This is a genomic window from Brevundimonas sp. NPDC046655 (assembly GCF_044901625.1).
Lineage (GTDB): Bacteria > Pseudomonadota > Alphaproteobacteria > Caulobacterales > Caulobacteraceae > Brevundimonas.
This window is the reverse complement of the sequence record NZ_JBJDPV010000010.1, coordinates 1-23,454: the sequence shown is the minus strand read 5'-3', so window position 1 is coordinate 23,454 and position 23,454 is coordinate 1. Positions and strand designations below refer to the sequence as shown.

Here is a 23,454-nt window from a genome sequence, read left to right as displayed (position 1 = left end):
CTAATCGATGCTCGCCTAATCCCAGTAAGCTTACCCTGCCCCGACACCTTCGTCCCCCAGACCCAGGCTCACCTCAACCGGCAACACTTGCCATCAGGTGAACGCCGTTCAACAAATAAGTGAACTCGCTCGATCAGAGGCGGTCACAGGTCATCAAAGGGTTCGAACGCCCAATGATACTTGCTCTTTCGCTGGGGGCGGTCGGGCCATAACCGTGCTCTGAACAGCGCACCTGTGCCCTCCTCCACGGTCACCACCGCAATGTCCGCCGCCCCATAGCGCTCATCCGGACGGCCCCGGCTCCGAAATTTTCCAGGGATCGCCTTCTCTTCGTCGCGCAGGATGACGACGGCGGGATGGATGAGCAGTCGTCTGATTACGTCATCGACGTCGAGGCCCTCGGTCTTGTCGATCCAGTCCTGGACCTCCCAGACAGGGTCTTGATGTTCGAAGGTTACGCCCTGCGTCCAAACCTTCGCCTTAGCGCGCGCTGGCAGATCGTCTGCCAGCAGAGCCTCGCGCAGGTCGAGGGCGCGCTGGCTCAGCACGCGGCTGCCCCAGATACTGGCGCCATCCCGCCCTCCGCAGGCGATCCGATTGGTCGCAAAGCGAATGGCGCTGTTAAAGGCAACGTGGCGATCCGCCGGCAAGGTCCCTGCAAGACTGGCGTGATGGAAGGCGCTGGCGATGAAGTTGCGGATAGATCCGAGACCGCATCGCCCCAAGCCCAAGGCCCGGCATCGCGCCACGATCTCCATTTCCAAATCCGACATGTCGCCCCCATCACGACCGATTCTGACGGAAAGCTCGGCCATACGTGACCCGGTAGCAAGAGGGAGGCGCTGCATGCGGTTCAGGGTCATTGATATCGAAACCAGCGGCGGCTCTCCCTCCGAGATCATCGAAATCGCTGCCGTCGACGTCGTTTCACGCCTCGGCAGCTGGACCGCGGAGCGGCCGCGCATCCAACGCTACAAACCCCTTGGTGAGATCTCCTTTCACGCCATGGCCATCCACCATCTTACGCCGGCCGACCTCGCCGAAGCTCCCTTGTGCACGAACGCAGCGCTTGCCGCCTTCCTTGATGAAGTGTCTTCGGCCGACATCCTTGTGGCCCACAACGCCGCCTTCGAAGCCCGCCATATTCCAGCCGACGTCTCGGGCGCGCGTCCTTGGCTTTGCACCGTCAAGGCCGCGCGATGCGCGTGGCCTGACGCGCCAGGATACGAACAAGCTCTTTACGCCTACACGCAGAACCCCGAGAGCCGCAGCGTCTACAAGACCTCCCTCGAACAGGCCATTGAACTCGGTCAGAAGCGCAACGCGGTCGCGCCGGGTCTGCATGCGGAACTCGGCTACCTCTACCTCGAAGAGGGGGAGCGCGCCGCAGCGCTTCAACACTTCCAGCAAGAGCGCGCCCTGTTTCCTGAGTCCGCCCGCTTCATGGACCGGGTGATCAACCAGATTGAACCGTCGCAGGCGGTCGCCGGAGGGCAGAACTAATGCGCATGCGATCCCAGCTGATCCTCGCCGCCGCCCTCGCGACGCCACTGGCCACAGCAGCCTGTGTGACGGCGCCGACTCCAAAACCCTACGCCTCCTTCCGCGCCGAGAACCCACGCAGCGTCCTCGTCGTCCCGGCGTTGAACTCGACGGTCAATGTCGATGCGGCCGACTATTTCGTGTCGACCATCTCCCGCCCCGTAGCGGAGCGCGGCTACTATGTCTTCCCGGCGCACATGGTGAAGCGGGTGCTCGACGACGAAGGCCTGTCTGACGCCGGCCTGGTGCACCAAGCTGCGGGAGAACGAGGCCGGCGCGAAAGCGGGCGAGCTGGCGCGCAAGCACGGCGTGTCTGAGGGCACGATCCCCGACACCTCGATCTCGGGACGCCGCGTCGCGCGAGAGCTGACAGCGCTGATCTCTCGGCGGGGCCGTCCTGCCATGATCGTCAGCGACAACGGCACGGAGTTTACGTCCACGGCCATCCTGGCCTGGGCGCAGGATCAAGGCGTCGACTGGCACTACATCGTGCCGGGCAAGCCGACCCAGAACGGGTTTGTGGAATCCTTCAACGGGCGGATGCGCGACGAACTGTTGAACGAAAGCCTGTTCTTCGGCCTCGACCACGCCCGCCAGAAGGTCGCCGCCTGGGCGCTGGACTACAACACCCGCCGGCCGCATTCATCGATCGGCTACCTCACCCCGGAGGCTTTTGCCGCCAGTCTGACCGCAACAGGCCGACCCGCTGCGCAGGATGAAAGCTGCGCGGTCCGGCCTGTTGCTCATCCCACGCTGCGAGGCGTAACTAACCCAAGGACTCTGGTCGCCGCTGGATGAAAATTCAGGGGCACGTCAATAGCGGTTTCATAAAACGCCTTCTCCACCAATGGCTTGCAGCCTTCGAAGTGGAGCACCTTTAGCGTTAGACTGACAGCACCCAGCAAAGATGTGCCGGCTGTCAGAACATGCCGACCGTATAGGCCGTGTATGCAGCGTAAGATGCGACGAGGGCGAAGCCTTCATTTCTGCTCAACCGGCCTCCGGAGAAGGCGAAAACCATGACAACCAGCGACACCGCCACCAGCAACAGGAGGTCAAAGGCCATCATGCTGGCAGGTACTTCGGTGGGAGCCACCACGCCAGTGATGCCGCCTATAAACAAGATGTTGTAAATGTTGGAGCCGAGGACATTGCCCAGAGCAATGTCACCTTCCTTGCGATAGGCAGCCACGGCAGAGGTGACCAGCTCCGGGAAGGACGTTCCAACCGCCACGATTGTCAGACCGATGACAGCGTCGCTCACTCCGAGCTGCTCTGCAATCTTGATGGCACCATCCACCAAAAGCGATCCGCCGCTCACTATCAATACGAGACCAACCAGAAAAAGGAGAATGGCCACCGAGAGCCTCCCGCCGGATTGCTCCTGCGGGATCAGGGCCGGGTCGATTTCTTCCATCGCCACGGCACGATCATAAGCGGCACTGTGGGGCGCTCCCAATCGTTCCTGGCGGTAGGCATAATAAACATACCCTCCCATCGCGATCAGGAAGATGATGCCAGCCTCGCGGGAGAGGCCAACAGTCGCGCCGGCGGCGAGCAAGGCCAGAACGGCGAGGGTGCCAATACCGCCATCGCGCCAAAGGGTAGCCAACTCGCCATACAGTTGGGACTGGCTCGGGCGAACGAAAGTGGACCCGCGCAGACGTTCATCCCTTGAAGCCGTTAGTAGCGGGTCCCGGAAGTGATCAACTCGACACGGATGCTGACAATACAAAGCCTAGCCTTCCGCGAAACGACACCGCCAGTTCGAATGCGCCGTACTCCGGCCGCCAAGGCTCGGCAAGTCGATCACGCTCGCGCCTCAGGTTTCATCCGCGGACAGCCAGGCGTCGATCTCCGCCTGGTCCAGGCCCTGCCCCGGCAGCGCGGGTCCGTTCAGGAGCGCGTCCTGCGGCGCCGATCGCTCGCTCGCGACCATGGCGAGCCGGGTCAGCCGCTGGCCGATCAGGTCCTCGAAGGCGCAGGCCTCCAGCACGGCGAGAAACGCCGCCTCGATCCGCGTCAGGGCCTCGCCGTCGCCGTCGCGCGCCACGGCGACGGCGCGCAGCCCCGCCTCCGAGGCCGCCATCAGCCCCCCCGCCGCGGCCTCCAGATCCCGCCGAACGGCGGCGATGATGTCGTCAAACGCCTCCCCCACCGTCAGAACTCGCCCAGGACGGCCGTCAGCTTCTGCTTCAGCACGGCGTGGGTGAAGGGCTTGATGATGTAGTTGTTCACGCCGGCCTGCCGCGCGGCGATGACGTTCTCGACCTTCGCCTCGGCGGTCACCAGGACGAACGGCAAGGACTTGGTCTTGGGATCGGCGCGCACCGCCTTCAGCAACTCGTAGCCCGTCATCGGCGCCATGTTCCAGTCCGACAGCACCAGGCCGTAGCCCCCGGCGCCGATCATCGTCAGCGCGGTCGGGCCGTCGGTAGCCTCGTCCACATTGTGGAAGCCCAGCTGGTTCAGCAGCCCCCTGACGATCCGCACCATCGTCTTGTAGTCGTCCACGACTAGGATCTTCATCGTCTTGTCGACAGCCATGTCACCCCGCCCCCGTAATTGATGACGCCAGTGAAGCCGCGACATTCTGAATAAATTCTGGACATTGATACAAATCAAATCCAAAATGTTATCGCCGATAAGAAACATAAAATGCACCACAGGCGCATTTTCAGGTCCACATAGAATAAATAGATAACGAATCGAGCGATTTAATTCAGTATAGAATATTTTATTTGCTATGAGTTAGCGCTGCAATATCGACTTTTGTCGTGGCGAAAACTTCGAATCTATGGATAACAGCGCCACCCCATGCGTTCATTCGCTTGGCGCCAGCCGCCCGCCGGACCTGACGCCGCAACAGTCAGGGAGAGGCTGTGGACGAGGTTCTGAGCGACTTCATCGCGGAAACGCGCGAGGGCCTCGAGGCGCTGGACAGCGAACTGGTGCGCTTCGAGCGCGACCCACGCGACCCGGCGCCCCTGGCCAGCGTCTTCCGCCTGATGCACACCATCAAGGGCGCCTGCGGCTTTATCGGCCTGGTGCGGCTGCAGCGTGTCGCCCATGCGGCCGAGGAGGTACTGGGCGGGTTCCGAGACGGCTCCCTGACGGTCAGCGCCGCCGCCGTGACCACCATCCTTGAGGCCGTGGACCTTATCCGCGGCCTGATCGACGCCCTGGACGCCACCGGCGAGGAGCCGGCGGGCGAAGACGCCGCCCTGATCGCTCGGCTGGAAGCCGCCTGCGTCGCCACGCCGGTCCCGGCCGGGGCCGCCCTCCCGAGCGACCGCTCCTTGATCGAGCGCCCATTGATCGAACGTCCATTGATCGAACGTCTGGGCGGCGACGCCGTGCTGGACGCGGCCGCCGAGGCCGCCACGCCGTCGCTGCTGCGCGAGCCCCTGCTCGGCGAGGCGGATCCCGTCCTGCTGCAGGCCGCGCTGCTTCAGGGGCTGCTCGGCTCGGCGCGCGGCGGCGACGCCTCGGCCCTGACGCGGGCGCTGGCGGACATCGCCGACATCCGCCTGCCCGAGGGGCCGCACGAGGCCCTGTTCGCGGCGGTCGCCGTCGCGCTGGAGGCCCTGGGCGCCGCGCCGGACGACGTCAGGGAACTGCGCGACCGCCTGCATGCGGCGCCGACGCCGCCCCCAGCCGCCGCACCGGCCGCCGCTCCCGCGCCGAACGGGGCGGGCAAGTCCGCCGCGACCATCCGCATCACCGTCGAGATGCTGGAGCAGCTGATGCGCTCGGTCAGCGAACTGGTGCTGATCCGCAACCAGATGATCCAGACCCTGCGGCTGGAGCCGGAAAGTCCCTTCAAGGCTCCGCTGCACCGGCTCAACCAGGTGACCAGCGAGATCCAGGAAAAGGTCATGGTCGCGCGGATGCAGCCGATCAGCGGCGCCTGGGCCAAGCTGCCCCGACTGGTGCGCGACCTGGAGAACGAGCTCGGCAAGCGCATCGAACTGGTCATGACCGGCGGGGACACCGAGCTGGACCGCCAGGTGATGGAGCTGATCCGCGATCCGCTCACCCACATGATCCGCAACGCCGCCGACCACGGGCTGGAGACGCCGGAGCAGCGCCGCACCGCGGGCAAGCCCGAGAAGGGCCGCATCACCCTGTCAGCGCGCCACGAGGGCGGCGCCATCCTCATCGAGGTGGCCGACGACGGCCGCGGCCTGTCGGTGGCGCGCCTGCGGGCCAAGGCGGTCGCCCTGGGCCTGGCCTCGCCCGTCGAGGCCGAGCAGATGAGCGACGCCGAGGCGATGCAGCTGATCTTCCGCGCCGGGTTCTCGACCGCGTCCCAGGTGACCAGCGTCTCCGGGCGCGGGGTCGGCATGGACGTGGTGCGCGCCAACATCGAGCAGATCGGCGGGGTGATCGAGCTGAAGTCAACCGAGGGCCGGGGCGCCTGCTTCACCGTCCGCATTCCCCTGACCCTGACCATCGTCTCGGCCTTGATCGTCGAGGCGGGCGGCGAACGCTTCGCCCTGCCGCAGTCGTCGATCGTGGAGCTGATCAACGCCGGCGACGGCTCGGGCCGCTGCATCGAACAGATCGACGGTGCCCCGGTGCTGCGCCTGCGCGAGCGGCTGCTGCCCCTGGTGTCGCTGCGGCGCCTGCTCAGGCTGGACGACGACCGCCCGCCCCAGGCCGAGAGCGAGACCTGCATCGTCGTCATCCGCTTCGGCGCCTGCGTCTTCGGCGTCATCGTCGACCGCGTCTTCGACATCGAGGAGATCGTGGTCAAGCCGACGGCCGGGGCGCTGCGCCATCTGCGGCTCTATTCGGGCGCGACCATCCTGGGCGACGGGTCGGTGATCCTGATCCTCGACCCCAAGGGCACCGCGCGCGCCGCCGGGATCGACGAGACCGCCGCAGGGATGTCCGACGCCGCCGGCCCGGCGCAGGCCGCGCCCGAAGCCGAGGCGGAGGCCCTGCTGCTGTTCCGGGCCGACGACGCCCCGCTGCGGGCCGCGCCCCTGGCCGAGGTGGCCCGCATCGAGGAGGTCGAGGCCGGCCAGATCGAACGGGTCGAGGGCCGCGCCGTCCTGCGCTATCGCGGCCGCCTGATGCCGGTCCTCGACGCCGACGGCGGCGCGCCGAACTGGTCCGGCCCCGGCCGCCGTCCCCTGCTGGTCTTCGCACGAGGCGACCAGGCCCTCGGCCTGCTGATCGACGAGATCGTCGACATCGTCGAGACGGCGGCCCAGCCCCACATCGGCGGCGCGGGCGGGCTGACGCTGGGCAGCCTGATCGTGCTGGAGCAGGCCGCCGACCTGATCGACGTCGAGGCCTACTGGCGACGCGCCTTCGCCGCCGCCCCGCCGGCCGAGACCGGCCCGTCTGCCAAGCTGAAACGCCTGCTGATCGTCGATCCCAGCGCCTTCTCCCAGTTGCTGCTGCGGCCGCTGCTGGACCGCGCGGGCTACGACGTGACCGTGACCCCCGACGCCGAGGCCGCCCTGGCCCGCCACGACGCCGAGGAGCGGTTCGACCTCATCCTGGCCGACCTGCAGCCCGGCCGCGCGCGCGCCTTCGCCCGCGTCCTGGCCGCGGCCGAGCGCTGGCACGCCACCCCCCTGCTGAGCCTGAGTCTGGTGAACGGCGGCGGCGGCTCGGCCGTGGACACGGGTTTCCTGCTGGACGCCGTGTCCAGCGCCCTGACGCCCGAAAGCGCGGCGGCGTGAGCGCGCCGCAGACGGCGGAAGCCGGACTGGTCTCGGTCAGCATCGGCGGGCACACCTTCGGCGTGCCTGTGCTGGAGGTGCAGGACGTCATCACCCAGGCGCGGGTCCATCGCATCCCCCTGGCCCCGCCCGAGATCGCCGGCTCGCTGAACCTGCGTGGCCGCATCGTCACCGCCATCGACATGCGCCGCCGCCTCGGCCTCGCGCCGGTGACCGACGGGCCGGGCGACACGGGCGTCTGCGTCATCGTCGAACAGGCCTCGGGCGAGCTGTACGCCCTGATGGTCGACGATGTGGGGGACGTGCTGTGGCTGCCGCCCTCGGCGCACGAACCGACGCCGCCGACCCTGTCGCCCGCCTGGCGCGACCTGTGCGACGGCCTATACCGGCTCGAGGACGCGCTGATGCTGGTGCTGCGCACCGCCGCCGTCCTGACCCTGAACGACCCTTCGCCGCCCATCGGCGAGGCCCCGGCCTGACAGCCCGGCCGCCTTTCCCTCATTTCCACCTATCGCCGCCCGCCCCTCGCCCTCACCGGAGACCGATCATGACCAGCGCAACCGCGGCGCGCAGCCCCCGCGCCCTCGAGCAGAGCCCGCGCCCCGCCGCCAAATGGACGCCCAACTTCAAGCAGTTGCTGGACGACGCGCCGGTCAACGTCATGATCTGCGACCTGATCGACTTCCAGGTCGTCTACGCCAACCAGGCCACGCTGACGACGCTGCGCTCGATCGAACACGTCCTGCCGATCCGGGCCGATGACCTGGTCGGCACCTCGATCGACGTCTTCCACAAGAACCCCGCCCATCAGCGTCGGATGCTGGCCGATCCGCGCAACCTGCCGCACCGCGCCAGCATCGAGATCGGCGGCGAGCATCTGGACCTGCTAGTCAGCGCCGTGCTGGACGACAAGGGCCGCTATGTCGCCGCCATGACCACCTGGTCGCTGCAGACCGAAAGGGTCAAGGCCGAGCGCGACAACCAGCGCCTGCTGCGGATGCTGGACGCCATGCCGCTAAACGTCATGCTGTGCGAGCCAGAGGACCTGCGGCTGACCTATGTGAATCGCCGCTCGGTCGAGACGCTGCGCCCGCTGCAACACCTTCTGGCGGTCCCGGTGGACCAGATGGTCGGCCAATCCATCGACATCTTCCACAAGCACCCCGAGCACCAGCGCCGCCTGCTGGCCGATCCGTCGCGCCTGCCCCACCGGGCGCTGATCCAGCTGGGCGACCATCGGCTGGACCTCAACATCGCCGCCGTGCGCACGCCCGAAGGCGGGGTGTCGGGCCTGATGCTGACCTGGTCGGTCGTGACCGAGCAGGTGCGCTTCATCGACCGGGTCAACGACTTCAGCCAGGACGTCGCCGGGGCCGCCGCCGCCCTCAGCAGCATGGCCCAGGGCATGGCCGGCAGCGCCGAGGAGACTAACAGCCAGGCCTCGGCCGTGGCCGTCGCCTCTGACCAGGCCTCGTCCAACGTGCAAACGGTGGCCGCCGCCGCCGAGGAACTGTCCGCCTCGATCCAGGAGATCACCCGTCAGGTCGAGCAGTCCAGCAGCATCTCGCGCCACGCGGTCGAGGAGGCCCTGTCCACCGACGAGACCATGCGCGGCCTGGCCGACTCGGCCGAGCGCGTCGGCGAGGTCGTCGGCCTGATCCAGGAGATCGCCGCCCAGACCAAGCTGTTGGCCCTCAACGCCACTATCGAATCCGCCCGCGCGGGCGAGGCCGGCAAGGGCTTCGCCGTCGTCGCCTCGGAAGTGAAGAACCTGGCCGATCAGACGGCGCGCGCGACCAAGCAGATCGCCGATCAGGTCAACTCGATCCAGAAGGCCAGCCACGCCGCCGTCAGCGCCATCGAGAGCATCCGCCGCACCATCGAACGCGCCAGCGAAGCCTCCTCGGCCATCGCCAGCGCGGTCGAGGAACAGGGCGCGGCCACCCAGGAGATCACTCGCAACGTCCAGGAAGCGGCCAGGGGCACGCGCGAGGTCTCGGCCAACATCGTCGCCGTGACCGCCGCCGCCGCCGACAACGCCCAGGCCGCCACGGACATGCTGGCGGCCACGGCCGGCCTGACGGACAAGGCCCGCGAGCTGGACGTCCTGCGCGCCGAGATCGAAGGCTTCATGCGGGGCTAGGCCGACGCGGCTGCCCGCGTCGCTCAGGCGATGCGGGCGCGCTCGCGGGGCGGGCGACGGAACAGGCCCGCCGCGCCCGGCGTCAACTCGAAAGCGTCGGTGACGCCCAGCACCGTCTCGGCGCTGCCCAGGAACAGGGCGCCGTCTTCGGCCAGAGCCCGCGCCATCGCTTGCAGCACCGTCCGCTTCTGCTCCACGTCGAAATAGATCAGGACGTTGCGGCAGAAGATGACGTCGAACACGCCCGGAAGGCCATCGTCCAGCAGGTTGTGCGGGCGAAACTTGACCAGGGCGCGCAACTCCGGGCTGACCCGCCAGCCCTGGCCGTCGCGGACGAACCAACGGTCGCGCCGGGCGTCGGTCAGGCCGCGCCGCGCCTCGAAATCGCTGTAGAGCCCCGCCTCGGCCTTCTGCAGGATCGGCCGCGACAGATCGGTGGCCGTGATCTCCAGCCGCCAGCCGGCCAGCTGCGCGCCCATCTCCTTCAGCAGGATGGCGATGGAATAGGGCTCCTGGCCGCTGGAGCAGGCGGCGCACCAGATTCGCAGCGTCCGCGTCGCCGCCCGCGCCTCGACCAGTTGCGGCAGGACTCGTCCCGCCAGCAGGTTGAACGGCGTGCCGTCGCGAAAGAAGAAGGACTCGTGCGTCGCCATCGCCTCGATGCAGCGCACCACCAAGGGCTCCGCCGACGGCCCGCCCGCCCGCAGGCGCTCCAGCAGTTGCGGCACGCCCGCCAGCCCCTCGGCCCGCGCCACCGGCCCCAGTCGGCTTTCGACCAGATAGGCCTTGTGCGGGGTCAGGACGAGGCCCGAGCGGTCCTTCACCAGGCGGCAGAAATAGTCGAAATCGGCCCCCGTCATGCGCCGCCCTCCGTCGCGCGCCGCAGCCACGGCCCGATGTCGCCCAGCGGCAGCACGGCCTCGGCCAGCCCCGTCGCCGCCGCCGCCGCGGGCATGCCCCAGACCGCGCTGGTGGCCTGATCCTGGGCGATGAAGCGCCCCCCGGCCCGCGCCACCGCCGCACAGCCCGCCGCCCCGTCGGCCCCCATGCCGGTCAGCACCACCGCCAGCGCGCCCTCGCCATAGACTGAAGCCAGGCTGCGCAGCATGGGGTCCACGGCGGGGCGACAGAAATGCTCGGGCGCCTCCTGGTCCAGCCGGATGACCGGCGAGATCGGCCGGTTCTCGACCCGCATGTGCCAGCCGCCCGGCGCCACATAGATACGGCCCGGCAGGACCGACTCGCCGTCCTTGCCCTCGGCGCAGGGCCGTCCCGCCGCCCGCTCGATCTGTTCCGCCAGCAGGGCGGTGAAGGTCGCGGGCATGTGCTGTGTCACCAGGATGGGCTGGCGCCCCGCCCCGCCGGCCAGCGCCCGGAACAGCTTCAGTAGAGCCGGTGGGCCGCCGGTCGAGGCGCCGACCCCCAGGGCGCGCACCAGGGGCGGTCGCGACCGAGGCCGCACCGCAGGCGCCGCCGCGGGCACCTCCGACGCCGCGCGTCGACGCGGCGCGGCCAGGGCCCTGATCCTGGCGACCAGGTCGCGCCCGAACTCGGCCGCCGTGGCGATTCCGGCTTCGGGCTTGGTCACATAGTCGGCGGCGCCTAGCCTCAGGGCCTCCAGGCTGATCTCGGCGTTCCGCCGCGTCAGGGTCGACACCATGATCACCTTGACCGCCGGATGATCGATGGCGATCCGCCGCAACGTCGCGAGGCCGTCCATGATCGGCATCTCGATGTCCAGCAGCACCACGTCCGCCGCCTGCTGGGCCAGCGCCTTCAGGGCCATTTCGCCGTTCGAGGCGGCCGCGACCACCGCGACGCCGGTCTCGGCCTCCAGCAGGCGCCGAAGGACCCCGCGCACCACCGCGGAATCGTCGACGATCATCACTTTGATCGCCTGTGAGGCGTTCTCCATTGCCTTCGCCCCCTAACAGCGTCACTGCAACGCTCGATTCAATATCGCCGGATTAGAACCGATCAGATTTCGCGACGAAGATCGAATATCAAGTTACGACTCAAATCATAACAATATCGAGTTAATGTCTAGGAGGAGGTGGAGCAGCATCGGCAAACAAACATGCTTGCAAAAACTACGTTAGTTAGAAATTTTGCCGCCACAAATGCATGCTATTACACCTTAGGTGCAATCCGATTGCTTCAATAATTACATGTCATTTAACATTTTAACGCTTACCGGAGAGCAAATTCGCGCGGCACGGGCCCTTTCCCGCATCGAGCAGGCCGAACTGGCGCGGCTCTCGGGGCTCAGCCTAGAGACGATCAAGCGGCTGGAGCGCATCCGCGGGCCGGTGGAGGCCAATGCGCGCACCCTGCGCGCCATCCAGGACGCCTTCGCGGCCATCGGCGTCCAGTTTGACGGCGACGACAGCGGTCGGATCGGCGTGCTGCGCGGCGCGACGGAAGCGCGCTCGCGCGCCCATGCGCCCCGACAGGCATCGCCCGAACCCGCGACCGACCTGCACCGCCTAATCTATCACAGCCGGATCGCGAGAAAGGGCGACGAAAGCCTGCGCCCGATGCTCGCCTATATCCACGCTGAGGCGCACACGCTGCACGCCGGCCTCGGCGTCACCGGCATCATTTTCGCCCGCGAGGGCCATCTGCTGCAGGCCCTCGAGGGCGACCGCGCCACGGTGCACCAGGCCTATCGCGCCATCAGCTGCTACCCTCAGCATCACGATCTTCGCCTGCTCGAGGACCGCGCCACTACCCGACGTCAGTTCCCCGAGTTCAGCTTCTGCTGCGGCCAGTTCGCTTCGGACATCAAGCTGACGGCAGGGGATCCCGCCTTCATGGGCGACTTCAGGCCCGAAGAGCTGACGCCAAACGCGGCCGCCGGATTGCTCGGCGTGGCGCGCGACCTGCAGCAACTGGCCCCTCGCAACACGCGCGGCGCGCCCGGCGCCTGCCCCCTGGTGTCGAACTGCATGGACTCCACCTGCGGCGGCGGACGCCGCGCGCCGGAAGCCGCCCTTGCCCCTCAGGCGCATTGAAACACAGCCGAGGATCAAGTCTCGCCGCGGCACAACTAACGCAATGATTTTAATAAATTTATTTTCAAATCAATGGTGAACAACGCTCTCAAAACGACGAAATCCGGGTAAGCTTAACAGCGGACGCCAGCCTGAGCCGTCCGCACGGGGACCTGTCGAGAGGGGCCGACCATGACGCACAGCCATCACCTCGGCCGCCAAGGCGCCCGCGAGGCTCGATCGCGCTGGCGCCATGCCCGCAGCGCCTTGCAGCGGACCCTGGCGGTTCAGGCCGGCCTGCCCGAAACCCTGGAAGACATTCTCAGCAGCATCCTGAACATCTCGTCCGAGGGGATCATCGTCGCGGACCAGGATCAGAGGATCCTGCTGTTCAGCAAGGGCGCCGAGGCCATCTTCGGCTATTCAGCGCCGGAGATCCTGGGCCGACCGATCGAGCTCCTCATCCCCGTCGAGCGGCGCGAGTCGCACCGCCAGCGCGTTCAGAGCTTCGCCGCCGGGGCCATTCTCAGCCGGCGCATGAGCAATCGCCAGGACGTCACCGGACTGACCAAGGATGGCCGCCTGACGCCAATCGAGGTAGGCCTGTCCAAGGTGACGACGCGCACCGGCATGATCTACACCGCCATCATCCGCGACATCTCGGAGCGCGTGGTGACCGAGGCCGCTCTGAACCAGGCCGTCAGCGACGCCACCGCCGCCAACGTCGCCAAATCCGCCTTCCTGGCCGCCATGAGCCACGAGGTCCGCACGCCGCTGAACGGCGTCCTGGGCATGGCCCAGGCCATGGCGCGCGATCCCCTGTCGCCCAAGCAGGCCGAGCGGCTCGAAATCATCCGCCGGTCGGGCGAGAGTCTGCTGGGCACGCTCAACGACATGCTCGACCTGTCCAAGATCGAGGCCGGCAAGCTCCAGATCGAAATGCTCGAGTTCGACCTCGATGAACTGATCGGCGGCGCCTGCGAGACCTTCTCGGCCCTCGCGGCGCAGAAGGGCCTGACGTTCGAGGCTCGCATCGCGCCCGAGGCCCAGGGGGCCTACGTCGGCGACCCCCTGCGGCTGCGCCAGGTGCTCAACAACCTGATCTCCAACGCCGTCAAATTCACCGAACGCGGCCGGGTCGAGGTCGCCGTCGACCGCGAGGACGGCCTACTGATCATCGCCGTCAAGGACACCGGCATGGGGATCACGCCTGAGATCCGCGACCGGCTGTTCAGCAAGTTCGAACAAGGCGATCTCGCCATCACCCGCCGCCACGGAGGCACGGGGCTGGGCTTGGCCATCTGCCAGGACCTTGTGAGGCTGATGGAGGGAGACATCGCCGTCTGCGACACCGCGATCGGCGCCGGCGCGACCTTCACCGTGCGCCTGCCGCTGGAGCATATCGGCGAAGTGCCGCCCCTGCCCGACCTGACGGAGGACGCGACGACGGCGCCCCACGCAACGCCGGTCCGTCTGCTGGTGGCCGAGGACAACCGCGCCAACCAACTGGTCATTGACACCCTCCTGCGACAGGCGGGGATCGTCCCCGTCATCGTCCCCGACGGGCGGGCGGCGGTGGCCGCCTGGGAGCAAGGCCCCTGGGACCTGATTCTCATGGATGTGCAGATGCCCGAGATGGACGGTCCGACCGCCACCTCCATCATCCGGCGGCGCGAACTCGACAGCGGCCAGTCGCGCACCCCGATCCTGGCCCTGACCGCGAACGCCATGGACCACCAGCTTGTGGAATATCGGCACGCGGGCATGGACGGCCTGGTCGCCAAGCCGATCGAGATCGGCAAGCTGTTCTCCGCCATCGCCGACGCGATGGTGCTGTCAGGTTAAGCGGCCCAAGGTGAGAGACCCCCTACCCGACGCTTATCAGGCGACAGCCGCCGCCCACGCCGCATCCGCTCGGCACGAAAACGGCGAAGGGTCGGTCGGCTGATCAGATGACGCTGGACATTGAAGGTGTTGTAGATCGCGGCGTGGGTGGTGAGGAATTTCTGGGCGGAGGCCTGGGATTTGAAGCCTTGATGCTGCCTCTCTCGTCGTCGGATCGGCAGATGAGAGTTCTCGACCCGATTGTTCTCGCGCAATCGGCCAGGTCGATGGAGGTGTTTCAAGCCCAAATCTCGAAGCGCCGAGCCATATGACGCGAGGCCGTCCGTCGTGATCCGTTCAGGCTCAACAGGCTGATTTCCCAGGAGCCGACCGAGCAACTTCAGCGCCGCCTCGTTGTCCCGCCGTCGCTGCACGAGAAGGTCCGGAACCTCGCCTTCGTCGTCGGCCGCTCGCCAGAGATACATGCGCCGCCCGCCGATCCAGCAGACCATCTCGTCCAGATGCCAACGTGGCGAAGGGGCCGGTCGCTGCTTCTTCAAACGCCTCGCGATCAGCGGACCGAACTTCCGCATCCAGCAACGGATCGTTTCGTAGCTGACCTCGATCCCGCGCGCTGCGAGAATTTCCTCGACGTCGCGCAGGCTCAGGCTGAACCGAAAATACAGCCACACCGCATGGCGGATCACGTCCGCCGGAAGCGGTGGCGCTTGAACGATAGCGGCTTCATGAAAGGCGTCCCCGATCAGCCATTTACGCCGACCTTCAGTGGAGACAGGTTAGCGTTAGACTGACAGCACCCCACCCAGTCAGACGGCAAGTCTCCAAGCAATTAGCTCACTGTTGGAGACGAATTTGCGATCATGTCGGTGCGCTTACCTGCCCTCCTCCCATCGCATAAACTTTCCCCAACAGTCGGCGCTGGACATCCCAACTCAACGGAATCGCCGTCTGTCTTTCGAGCGTGGCGATAGCTGAGGTCGAAAGCCGCCCAGTCAGAATCGCGGATTGAATGTCAGGGGCCAGGAAAGCCCAGGCGAAGCGGCCGTAATCGGCCGACGGCATCATCGCGGTTCGCACGACGTGGCGGTGGTCGGCGAGCGCGGGAAGGGCCGGGCCTAACGCGGCATGAGCGAGCCTCAATCGCGCACGCGCGCGCAATTTCGCGATCTTGGCATCGGCATCGATCTCCCGCTGCTCATTTCCAATCCAGGTTCGGCCACCGGAGAACTTCATGCGGACGGGTATGGCGATCCGGACATGACCTGGCCTTGCCCCTTCGGCGGTTACCCGATCACCAGCAGCCAACCGCGCCTCCACCGCCGCCACCGTGTCTAAATCGCGGCGATAATCACGCAGGGCCCGAAGAGCGAGCACGACATGCGTGCAGTCGCTCCTGATCTCGATGCGAGCCACCATCTGCCGCAGCTCCTCAATGGTGATGGCTCGCTCATCTTTATCGATCAGCTGACCAAGGCGCCGGCGAATGACGCCCTCAAGCACGTCGCAGGGAACACGATGAAGGAGATCCGTGCGGCTTGGGCCGACCATGCCCAGCACCGGGCCAGGCCCAACGTAGTAGCTGTATCGCCGCCCCTTTCGCCGGACGAACGTCGGCCGCATCAATTGTCCGAGCTCGTCGAAAACCCGCCCCCTGAGAGGCGCGCGCTCAAGGTCGGGCGCGCGAGACTTCCACGCGGCGCTCCGCTGGCGAAGGAGCGACTGGACTGCATCAAATGTCTGCGGATCTACGATGGCCTCATGCCGGCCCGGGTAGGTCACACCTTTATGGCAGATCAGACCGAGGTAGATCGGATTCTGGAGCAGATGGCGCAGTGCTCCGCGGCTGAACGGCATGCTGGGATAGGTGAGGCCGCGTCGAGACCGGCCAGCCTTCGACCGAACTCCGTCCTCCGCCAGTTGCTGCTGAAGATCATAAAATGAGCGGCAGGCAATCAGCCGGTCGAAAATTAGCCGAACGGTTGATGCTTCGACTTCGTTCAAACGAAGACGGCGGTCGCCCGATCCATCTGGCGCATCGTAGCCAAGGGGAACGACGCCACCCATCCACATGCCCTTCGCCTTCGATGCGGCGATCTTGTCGCGTATCCGCTCACCGGTGACGTCACGCTCGAACTGCGCGAAGGACAGCAGCACATTGAGCGTCAGCCGGCCCATCGAGCTGTTGGTGTTGAACGCCTGGGTGACGCTGACGAACGCGACACCCCGCTTGTCGAGCGCTTCCAGTATTCGCGCGAAGTCGGCTAGCGACCGTGTCAGGCGATCGACCTTGTAGACGACCACGGCATCGATCGATCCAGCGTCGATGTCTGCGAGCAATTGTTTGAGACTGGGTCGTGCCATCGACGCGCCTGTAAAGCCGCCGTCATCATATCGCCGACGATCGATCGTCCAGCCCTCGCCGCCCTGGGATTTAATGTAGGCTTCGCAGTACTCACGCTGGGCATGGAGCGAGTTGAACGACTGGCTCAGCCCCTCCTCTGAACTCTTTCGAGTGTAAATGGCGCACCGTACCGTCGGCTCATGATTCATGGCGAGACCCCGGCCGCAGACCGAAGAAACGTGGACCATTCCAACGCACGCCGGTGATCTCCCGAGCGATGGCGGACAGACTCCGGTAATCACGGTCGCGATAGCGGAACCGCTTTCCCTCTGCGATCACTTCATGAACCACGCCCCGGTACTCCCGAGCGACACGACTGCCGGGTTGAAGCGGCTGGAGGGTGGGCGTCGCGGTCGACTTGAGCCGTCGGCGATCATCAGCCGTGAGATCACCGTGCTGAACGGCCTGAACCCGCCAGGCAATAATATGCTGGATTAGACGCTTCGAGCGCATGTCAGGCGGTGGCCCCCAGCGCCGTCGCCATTCATCCCTGAGCGATGCCAACGACATCGTTTCTAAGCTCGCCAAGAACGCTTCATCACCATCATCAGTAGTAGTCATCGCATCCTCCTGACACGGCGAGGGCGATGACTAACATATCATATAAGTCCAGGCATATAATCCCGTTTTTGAAGTTACTTACGGGCCATATTATGGAGACTACTTATCAGCTGACTGGGTCCACCGCCACCACCATCGCAATTTCCTTTATTTTCAGTCAGTTACCGTTCGATTTGGCTAGCTTCCCTGCCGGGTTAGCCAAAGTTTGTTCGCGTTGCGTACCGCCGATCATGGCGAAGGCATCCTGCGCCAACAGCCGCTGATCCCGCGCCTTCGTGTACCGCTCGACCTCCTTGGAGGTCTGGTGGCCGGTCACGGCCTTGATCTGCGCCTCGGTGCAACCCGCGTCCGCCAGACGCGTCGCCGCCGACTTTCTCAGCCCGTGCGCCGACCGATCGGGGATGCCCGCCGCCCGACAGGCCCCACGGAACCAGTTGCCGAAGCCGCCCGCCGTGAAGCCCATGTGCGATTGCGTGACGAGGAACAGCATCTGCCCGGCCGGCACGGTGTCGAGCGACGCCTTGAGCCTCGGATGGATCGGCAGTTCCAGAAACGCCTTGGTCTTCTCCTGCCGCACCAAGATGGCGCGCCCCTGGACATGCTGCCGCCCCATCTGACGCACATCGCCAGAGCGTTGCGCCGTGTAGAGCAGCAGATCGAAAGCTAGCCGCTCACGCGAGCCCAGGGGCCAATGCGCCTCGAACCTGGCGATGTCCGCCTCGGTCCACACCGGGAAGCCCTCAGAGGCGATCTTGAGCGGCTTGATGCCGATCGCCGGATTATCCGGTCGCCATTGCCGCGCGATCGCGAAGGCCAGCATCCAGCGCAGCACCTTCACCAGGTTGTTCGCCGCCGCCGGCGCCTTCGCCTTGCGGTCGCGCATTTTCAGAATGTGCTCGGTCTGGAGCGCACGAACGGCGCGATCGCCATGCTCAGTCCGAAGCCGCTCGATGATGCCGCGATAAGTCGCCTGGGTCGACTTCGACAACTGGGTCCACTCGGCCGACCCGTAGATGGCCACCGCCAGGGCATGGATGGTCCCCGGCAAGGTGCGCGACGCCCCGATCTGCGGCTTCGTGGTCTGCCCGCTGGCCGCCGCCTCATATGCAGCTGCAAACTCGGGCGAGCCAGGCACGCCATGCAGATAAACCGCCCGATGCCCGGAGCGCCGGTAGCGGAACCGCTGCTTGCCATGCCGGTCCGTGAACGAGCTCACGAACGGGAAGCCGATCACCCTAAGGCCTCGTCCCACGACTGCACCTCTGCTGCCAGATCCGGGTTCATGCGCGGCGACGCCGCTGTCGCCAGATTGAGGCGCACCTCGCCGCCCGGCAACAGGTCCAGAGAGCCACCCGCACCGGCTCTACACGAGCAAGGAGGTGAAGCCGGAGAACAAGCATGTACGTATTATTCGCCGCATCCTTTGCGGCGAATAAGTCATCGATTCACCGCAAGCTCATCGCTCATGCCGCCATCCGGCTTGCATCTTGAGGCTCAAGCGCGATGGATACGCCTTTTGCAGCCAAGGGCCGGCCGACTAGATCGCGTAATCGGCCAAAGCCGATGGAACTCACGCAGACGATACGGTTGTTGTCTGCGTCCCAGGTGGCGGGGTCCAGGTAGCTGACCGTCGCCCCTTCTCCTGCGAGCCGGATCACCGTCGCTCGAATGTCGGCCTCCGCGAACGGACCAACCTGTGCCAACGGCCTATTTCCGCTTCCCGACCTCCGGCCTTCTGGCGTCGGAAATCTTCTAATGGAGTCATAAAGGAATTGTCGGTCACCCATGTCCGGTTTTCGTGACGCCGATGTCCGGTTTTTTGGCGCTTGAACGGTCGCCGATGTCCGCTTTTCGACGGTTTGAGCGGCCATTGATGTCCTGTTTTCCGACGCAACAGCCAACTCGCCAGGCAGCGTCGCGCGGCAGATGTTGGTGCGACCTCGCCCCTTGCGGATCTCGACTTGCAGGTATGAAGCCGCCTCGAGTTCGTCCAGCAGACGCCGCAACTGGCGGGCACTGACGCCCAGGCTTGCCGCCATGCTCTCCTGGCCACGCCAGGCGCCGCCTTCACTGGCGTTCAGGTCATGGAGAATGAAGCCGGCGACGGCCTTGGCCGAGAGGGAAACCTTCGGATCGCTGGCGATGCGCTGATGCCAGGCCAGCTTTTCGGCGACGAAATTCTCAGGATCCAGAAGACGGCTCATCGGCTGGCCTCCGGCGTTGCGACGGAGAGGGCTGCACGGTAAGGTGCCGTCGGCTTTGAGTGCTGACCCAAGCCCTTTTGAACCCCGCCATGCGCTGCAACGCTGGCGGGGTTTTTCATGTCCGATTTCCGGCTGCGGCCGTTAGCCAAACGCGGGAAATCTCGTTGTACTTCAATGACCGCCTTGAGGCGGGTTAGTCCACTTAAGTTATTGAACAGGAAGGCTTGTCGCCCTTCCTCTCTGTCCGCCACCCGCCGACAACTCCACGTAGCTGTCTTTGGCTTACCGCGCGCCGGTTGGTCGTGCCGATGGTCGCCTTTCGAGCGCGGCTTGATGCACCGTGTCATGGCGAAAGCGCGGTGCGCGGCGTGTTCGCCATGGACATCGACCGCAACAACAGCATCGTGGAGGAATCAGCGTTGCCGCAACGTCATGTGTTGAGCGCCCCGCTGCTGCTTTTGACAGGAACGCCATGACAAGTTCGCCTCCCCCCGCCGTCGCGCGGAACCGAGTATCGCGTCACCGCCCTCTGCTGGCCCTCACAGTCGGTTTCGCGGCCCTCGCCCTGAACAGCGCCAGCGCCCTGGCCTATGAGGCCGCGCTGGCCGAGGCGCCGGTCGCCGTCGCCGCCGCGACGCCCAGGTCGAGCATCACTTCGCCGCAGGAAGCATTCGGGCACGCGATCGGGGCCGACTATCACCTGGTCAACTACACCCAGTGGGAAGCCTATCTGAAGACGCTGGCCGGCCAGTCGGACCGGATGAAGCTGGTCGAGATCGGCAAGTCCTCGGAAGGCCGCACCCAGTATATCGCCATCGTCTCGACGCCGCAGAACCTGGCCAACCTGAATCGCTATCAGGAGATCGCGCGTCGTCTGGCCAAGGCCGAGGGCGTGACCGAGGAACAGGCCCGCGCCATGTCCGCCGAGGGCAAGGCCGTGGTCTGGATCGATGGCGGTCTGCACTCGACCGAGACCGTCCCGCCCCAGGCCCTGATCGCCGCCGTGCATGAATGGCTGACGGCGGAAGACCCCGAGGCCCTGCGCGTCCTGAACGACACCATCATCCTGTTTGCGCCGCTGAACCCGGACGGGATGGAGCTGGTCTCCAACTGGTACATGCGCAACGCGGACCCGCTGAAGCGCGAGTTCGCCTCGATCCCTGTGCTTTATCAAAAGTACGTCGGCCACGATAACAACCGCGACTACTACCTGTCGGCCATGGCCGAGACGACCAACGTCAACCGCCAGTTCTTCCGCGAGTGGTTCCCGCAGATCATCTACAACCACCACCAGACGGCGCCCGCCGGGACGGTGGTCTTCATGCCGCCCTTCCGCGACCCGTTCAACTACAACTACGATCCGCTGGTCATGGGCACGCTGTCGGAAGTGGGCGCGGCCATGCACAGCCGCCTGATCGAGGAAGGCAAGCCCGGTTCGACCATGCGCAGCGGCGCCGGCTACTCGACCTGGAACAACGGGATGGAGCGCTCCATCACCTACTTCCACAATGCGGTCGGCCTGCTGACCGAGATCACCGGCCACCCGACCCCGAGCCAGATCAGCCTGATCCCGCAAAACCAGCTGGCCCGCAATGACCTGCCCATGCCGGTCGCGCCCCAGACCTGGCGTTTCGCCCAGTCGATCGAATACTCCCAGTCGATCAACCGCGCCGTGCTGAACTACGCCTCGCGCAACAAGGATCGGCTGCTGTTCAACATCTGGCGCATGGGCCAGAACGCCATCGACAAGGGCAATACCGACACCTGGCGGATCACCCCGACCGGCGTCGAGGCTCTGGTCGAAGCGGCTCAGGAACAGGGAGCCGCCGCCGGCCGTCGCGGCGTCGATCCGGCCCTCTATGACAAGGTGCTGCGTGATCCGGCCCGTCGCGATCCGCGCGGCTATGTCATCCCGGCGGATCAGGCCGACCTGCCCAATGCGGTGGCCTTCCTCAACAGCCTGATCAAGACCGGCGTCGACGTGGACCGCGCCACGCGCCCCTTCACCATCGGGGCCACGACCTATCCCGCCGGTTCCTATGTGGTGAAGACGGCCCAGGCCTATCGCCCGCACGTGCTGGACATGTTCGAGCCGCAGGACCACCCGCACGACCTGCAGTATCCGGGCGGCCCGCCCGCCCTGCCCTATGACGCCACCGGCTATACCCTGGCGCTGCAGATGGGCGTGAAGTTCGACCGCATCCTCGACGGCTTCGAGGCCCCGACCGAGCGCGTCGCCGACGTCATGGCCCCGCCGCCCGGCAAGATCGAAGGCACGGGCCGCGCCGGCTGGCTGATCGATCACGCCCCGATCAACGGCTACATCCTGTCCAACCGTCTGCTGAAGGCGGGCGTGGCTGTCTACTGGCAGGAAGGCGAGACCCGCGCGGGTCGCGCCACCCTGGCCCCCGGCGCCCTGTGGATCCCGGCCAGCGACACGGCCCGCCCCATCGTCGAGGCCGCCGTGCGCGACCTGGGTCTGAACGCCCACGCCGCCGCGCGCGCTCCCGGCGGCGACAAGATCGCGCTCAAGCCCGTCCGCGTCGGCCTGGTCGACCGCTACGGCGGCTCCATGGCCTCCGGCTGGACCCGCTGGATGCTGGAGCAGTTCGAATACCCGTTCGAGGTGGTCTATCCGCAGCGTCTGGACGCGGGCGATCTGGCCAGGGACTTCGACGTCCTGGTCTTCGCCTCGGACATGATCCCGGCGGACCTGTCGGCGGCCGCCCAGCGCGACCAGCCCGAGCCGGAGTCCATCCCGGCCGAGTATCGCGGCTGGCTGGGCCACATCACGACCGAGAAGACTGTGCCGCAACTCGACGCCTTCGTGCGCGGCGGCGGCAGCGTGGTGACCATCGGCTCGGCCCACCGCCTGGCCACGGCCATGGGCGCGCCGGTTCAGGACGTGCTGCTGGGCGCGGACGGCAAGGCTCCGGCCTCGACCGACTTCTTCATCCCCGGCGCCGTCCTGAAAACCGAGGTCGACAATCGTCAGCCGCTGGCCTTCGGCGCCCCGGCCCAGATGAACGTCTTCTTCAACCGCAACTCGGGTTTCCGTCACACCGGCGAAACCGGCTCCATCGTCCGCTACCCGGAACAGGTCGCGGTCGCCAGCGGCTGGGCCATCGGTCCGCAGAAGCTGTCGGGCTCGGACGCCGTTCTGGACCTGCCGCACGGCGAAGGCCGGGTGATCGTTCTGGGTCCTGACGTGGTCAACCGCGCCCAGGCCCGGTCGTCGGTCCGCCTGCTGTTCAACGCCCTCTTCTACGGGCCGGCGGTCAGCGCGGAGGAGTAGGAAGGCGGCTCTCTCTACCGTCACCCCGGACGGCCCGAAGGGCCGATCCGGGGCCCAGGCGCTTCATCAGACCAACGACGCAGCCCGTTCAGACGCCTGGGTTCCGGGTTCGCTTCGCGCCCCGGAATGACAGCAGCAGAGTCAGGCAGCATCATCGCCCAGCAAAAAGGCCGCCCCAGCGATGGGGCGGCCTTTTCATTAGGTGCGTCTGACGCCTCAGGCGGCGGCGGGCTTGGGCGCGTCCCCTTCAGGGATGTCGTCCAGCTCGCCTTCCCACTTGGCGACCACGGCGGCGGCGACGGAGTTGCCGACCACGTTGGTGGCCGAGCGGCCCATGTCGAGCAGGTGGTCGACGCCCAGGACGATGGCGATCCAGGCTTCCGGCAGACCGAAGTAGGTCAGGGTCGCCATGATGACCACCAGCGAAGCGCGCGGGATGCCGGCGATGCCCTTGGACGTCACCATCAGCAGCAGCAGCATGAAGACCTGCTGCGAGACGCTGAGGTGCACGCCGTGCGCCTGCATGATGAACATGGTGGCGAAGGTGCAGTAGAGCATCGAGCCGTCGAGGTTGAACGAATAGCCCAGCGGCAGGACGAAGCTGACGATGCGGCGGCGCACGCCGACGGTCGGCAGGGCGTCCAGGATGCGCGGATAGGCGGCCTCCGAGCTGGCCGTCGAGAAGGCCAGCAGGGCCGGGGTGCGGATCACCTTGAACAGGGGCAGGACGCGCCGGCCCAGGACGGCGGCGGCGGCCAGGAACAGCAGCCC

The 23,454-nt window shown here is 66.3% G+C and carries 20 protein-coding genes and 2 pseudogenes; 10 read left to right on the top strand and 12 right to left on the bottom strand.

Annotated features, from left to right (window positions below):
• Window positions 1-143: 143 nt before the first annotated feature.
• On the bottom strand, window positions 144-815 hold the full coding sequence (locus tag ACI2KI_RS17190) for a hypothetical protein (protein WP_404621987.1): 672 nt from the start codon (window positions 813-815) through the stop codon (window positions 144-146).
• A 31-nt stretch (window positions 816-846) separates the two neighbouring features.
• On the opposite strand from ACI2KI_RS17190, the gene ACI2KI_RS17185 reads away from it, so the two are divergent.
• The 3 genes and pseudogenes from ACI2KI_RS17185 to ACI2KI_RS17175 all read left to right on the top strand — a co-directional run.
• Window positions 847-1,503 carry a DUF4810 domain-containing protein gene (locus ACI2KI_RS17185; RefSeq protein WP_404621985.1) on the top strand — a complete coding sequence of 219 codons (657 nt, stop codon included), beginning with the start codon at window positions 847-849 and terminating at the stop codon, window positions 1,501-1,503.
• Window positions 1,503-1,859, top strand: coding sequence for a GNA1162 family protein (locus ACI2KI_RS17180; protein ID WP_404621983.1), 357 nt, complete (start codon window positions 1,503-1,505; stop codon window positions 1,857-1,859). Before ACI2KI_RS17185 ends, ACI2KI_RS17180 begins: the two co-directional genes overlap by 1 nt.
• A gap of 7 nt (window positions 1,860-1,866) precedes the next feature.
• Window positions 1,867-2,340 (top strand): annotated as a pseudogene (locus ACI2KI_RS17175) (integrase core domain-containing protein); the annotation flags it as partial.
• Between the two features lie 121 nt (window positions 2,341-2,461).
• On the opposite strand, the gene ACI2KI_RS17170 reads toward ACI2KI_RS17175, so the two are convergent.
• From ACI2KI_RS17170 to ACI2KI_RS17160, 3 genes are all read right to left on the bottom strand, one after another.
• On the bottom strand, window positions 2,462-3,154 hold the full coding sequence (locus tag ACI2KI_RS17170; protein WP_404621981.1) for a sodium:calcium antiporter: 693 nt from the start codon (window positions 3,152-3,154) through the stop codon (window positions 2,462-2,464).
• 210 nt (window positions 3,155-3,364) lie between these two features.
• The gene (locus ACI2KI_RS17165) at window positions 3,365-3,700 is read right to left on the bottom strand and encodes a hypothetical protein (RefSeq protein WP_404621979.1); all 336 of its coding nucleotides are present in this window, start codon (window positions 3,698-3,700) and stop codon (window positions 3,365-3,367) included.
• Window positions 3,701-3,702: 2 nt separating this feature from the next.
• Complete coding sequence (locus tag ACI2KI_RS17160) at window positions 3,703-4,089, bottom strand: response regulator (RefSeq protein WP_404621977.1); 387 nt, start codon at window positions 4,087-4,089, stop codon at window positions 3,703-3,705.
• A gap of 335 nt (window positions 4,090-4,424) precedes the next feature.
• Between ACI2KI_RS17160 and ACI2KI_RS17155 the strand changes: the two genes are divergently transcribed.
• The 3 genes from ACI2KI_RS17155 to ACI2KI_RS17145 all read left to right on the top strand — a co-directional run bounded on the left by ACI2KI_RS17155 (window position 4,425) and on the right by ACI2KI_RS17145 (window position 9,384).
• Window positions 4,425-7,241, top strand: a complete 2,817-nt coding sequence (locus tag ACI2KI_RS17155) for a chemotaxis protein CheW (protein ID WP_404621975.1) — start codon at window positions 4,425-4,427, stop codon at window positions 7,239-7,241.
• A complete protein-coding gene (locus tag ACI2KI_RS17150) occupies window positions 7,238-7,720 on the top strand; it encodes a chemotaxis protein CheW (protein WP_404621973.1) in 483 nt (160 codons plus the stop codon). Before ACI2KI_RS17155 ends, ACI2KI_RS17150 begins: the two co-directional genes overlap by 4 nt.
• A 68-nt stretch (window positions 7,721-7,788) precedes the next feature.
• Window positions 7,789-9,384, top strand: coding sequence for a methyl-accepting chemotaxis protein (locus ACI2KI_RS17145; RefSeq protein ID WP_404621971.1), 1,596 nt, complete (start codon window positions 7,789-7,791; stop codon window positions 9,382-9,384).
• Between the two features lie 23 nt (window positions 9,385-9,407).
• Here the strand turns inward: ACI2KI_RS17145 and ACI2KI_RS17140 are convergent, their stop codons facing one another.
• Together ACI2KI_RS17140 and cheB are read right to left on the bottom strand one after the other, a co-directional pair.
• Complete coding sequence (locus ACI2KI_RS17140; protein ID WP_404621969.1) at window positions 9,408-10,244, bottom strand: CheR family methyltransferase; 837 nt, start codon at window positions 10,242-10,244, stop codon at window positions 9,408-9,410.
• Window positions 10,241-11,299, bottom strand: coding sequence for a chemotaxis-specific protein-glutamate methyltransferase CheB (gene cheB / locus ACI2KI_RS17135; RefSeq protein ID WP_404621967.1), 1,059 nt, complete (start codon window positions 11,297-11,299; stop codon window positions 10,241-10,243). Before cheB ends, ACI2KI_RS17140 begins: the two co-directional genes overlap by 4 nt.
• Window positions 11,300-11,552: 253 nt before the next feature.
• On the opposite strand from cheB, the gene ACI2KI_RS17130 reads away from it, so the two are divergent.
• Both ACI2KI_RS17130 and ACI2KI_RS17125 read left to right on the top strand, forming a co-directional pair.
• Entirely contained in the window at window positions 11,553-12,398 is an 846-nt protein-coding gene (locus ACI2KI_RS17130) for a BLUF domain-containing protein (RefSeq protein WP_404621965.1), read from the top strand.
• 171 nt (window positions 12,399-12,569) lie between these two features.
• Window positions 12,570-14,222, top strand: a complete 1,653-nt coding sequence (locus ACI2KI_RS17125) for an ATP-binding protein (protein ID WP_404621963.1) — start codon at window positions 12,570-12,572, stop codon at window positions 14,220-14,222.
• Here ACI2KI_RS17125 and ACI2KI_RS17120 read toward each other — a convergent pair.
• The 5 genes and pseudogenes from ACI2KI_RS17120 to ACI2KI_RS17100 form a co-directional block, all read right to left on the bottom strand.
• A pseudogene (locus ACI2KI_RS17120) lies at window positions 14,219-14,949 on the bottom strand (IS6 family transposase). The gene ACI2KI_RS17125 and the pseudogene ACI2KI_RS17120 overlap by 4 nt on opposite strands.
• 131 nt (window positions 14,950-15,080) lie before the next feature.
• Window positions 15,081-16,772 (bottom strand): recombinase family protein, encoded by a 1,692-nt coding sequence (locus tag ACI2KI_RS17115; RefSeq protein ID WP_404621961.1) that lies wholly within the window; start codon window positions 16,770-16,772, stop codon window positions 15,081-15,083.
• On the bottom strand, window positions 16,762-17,184 hold the full coding sequence (locus tag ACI2KI_RS17110) for a DUF2924 domain-containing protein (protein ID WP_404621959.1): 423 nt from the start codon (window positions 17,182-17,184) through the stop codon (window positions 16,762-16,764). The genes ACI2KI_RS17115 and ACI2KI_RS17110 overlap by 11 nt, the downstream gene beginning before the upstream one ends.
• A 157-nt stretch (window positions 17,185-17,341) precedes the next feature.
• Window positions 17,342-18,418, bottom strand: a complete 1,077-nt coding sequence (locus ACI2KI_RS17105; protein WP_404621957.1) for a tyrosine-type recombinase/integrase — start codon at window positions 18,416-18,418, stop codon at window positions 17,342-17,344.
• 229 nt (window positions 18,419-18,647) lie between these two features.
• The gene (locus ACI2KI_RS17100) at window positions 18,648-19,388 is read right to left on the bottom strand and encodes a hypothetical protein (protein WP_404621955.1); all 741 of its coding nucleotides are present in this window, start codon (window positions 19,386-19,388) and stop codon (window positions 18,648-18,650) included.
• A 308-nt stretch (window positions 19,389-19,696) separates the two neighbouring features.
• Between ACI2KI_RS17100 and ACI2KI_RS17095 the strand changes: the two genes are divergently transcribed.
• Both ACI2KI_RS17095 and ACI2KI_RS17090 read left to right on the top strand, forming a co-directional pair.
• Window positions 19,697-19,864 carry a hypothetical protein gene (locus ACI2KI_RS17095; RefSeq protein ID WP_404621953.1) on the top strand — a complete coding sequence of 56 codons (168 nt, stop codon included), beginning with the start codon at window positions 19,697-19,699 and terminating at the stop codon, window positions 19,862-19,864.
• On the top strand, window positions 19,861-22,683 hold the full coding sequence (locus ACI2KI_RS17090) for a M14 metallopeptidase family protein (protein WP_404621951.1): 2,823 nt from the start codon (window positions 19,861-19,863) through the stop codon (window positions 22,681-22,683). The genes ACI2KI_RS17095 and ACI2KI_RS17090 overlap by 4 nt, the downstream gene beginning before the upstream one ends.
• A 216-nt stretch (window positions 22,684-22,899) precedes the next feature.
• Here ACI2KI_RS17090 and ACI2KI_RS17085 read toward each other — a convergent pair.
• A partial coding sequence (locus tag ACI2KI_RS17085) for a dicarboxylate/amino acid:cation symporter (protein ID WP_404621949.1) occupies window positions 22,900-23,454 on the bottom strand: 555 nt, incomplete at its 5' end.

Bases quoted from the DNA above. Each gene is read 5' to 3' on its own strand.
- ACI2KI_RS17190 (WP_404621987.1), bottom strand. From the start codon at position 815: ATGGCCGAGCTTTCCGTCAGAATCGGTCGTGATGGGGGCGACATGTCG.
- ACI2KI_RS17185 (WP_404621985.1), top strand. From the start codon at position 847: ATGCGGTTCAGGGTCATTGATATCGAAACCAGCGGCGGCTCTCCCTCC.
- ACI2KI_RS17180 (WP_404621983.1), top strand. From the start codon at position 1,503: ATGCGCATGCGATCCCAGCTGATCCTCGCCGCCGCCCTCGCGACGCCA.
- ACI2KI_RS17160 (WP_404621977.1), bottom strand. From the start codon at position 4,089: ATGGCTGTCGACAAGACGATGAAGATCCTAGTCGTGGACGACTACAAG.
- ACI2KI_RS17145 (WP_404621971.1), top strand. From the start codon at position 7,789: ATGACCAGCGCAACCGCGGCGCGCAGCCCCCGCGCCCTCGAGCAGAGC.
- ACI2KI_RS17140 (WP_404621969.1), bottom strand. From the start codon at position 10,244: ATGACGGGGGCCGATTTCGACTATTTCTGCCGCCTGGTGAAGGACCGC.
- cheB (WP_404621967.1), bottom strand. From the start codon at position 11,299: ATGGAGAACGCCTCACAGGCGATCAAAGTGATGATCGTCGACGATTCC.
- ACI2KI_RS17130 (WP_404621965.1), top strand. From the start codon at position 11,553: ATGTCATTTAACATTTTAACGCTTACCGGAGAGCAAATTCGCGCGGCA.
- ACI2KI_RS17125 (WP_404621963.1), top strand. From the start codon at position 12,570: ATGACGCACAGCCATCACCTCGGCCGCCAAGGCGCCCGCGAGGCTCGA.
- ACI2KI_RS17115 (WP_404621961.1), bottom strand. From the start codon at position 16,772: ATGAATCATGAGCCGACGGTACGGTGCGCCATTTACACTCGAAAGAGT.
- ACI2KI_RS17110 (WP_404621959.1), bottom strand. From the start codon at position 17,184: ATGACTACTACTGATGATGGTGATGAAGCGTTCTTGGCGAGCTTAGAA.
- ACI2KI_RS17100 (WP_404621955.1), bottom strand. From the start codon at position 19,388: ATGAGCCGTCTTCTGGATCCTGAGAATTTCGTCGCCGAAAAGCTGGCC.
- ACI2KI_RS17095 (WP_404621953.1), top strand. From the start codon at position 19,697: ATGGTCGCCTTTCGAGCGCGGCTTGATGCACCGTGTCATGGCGAAAGC.
- ACI2KI_RS17090 (WP_404621951.1), top strand. From the start codon at position 19,861: ATGACAAGTTCGCCTCCCCCCGCCGTCGCGCGGAACCGAGTATCGCGT.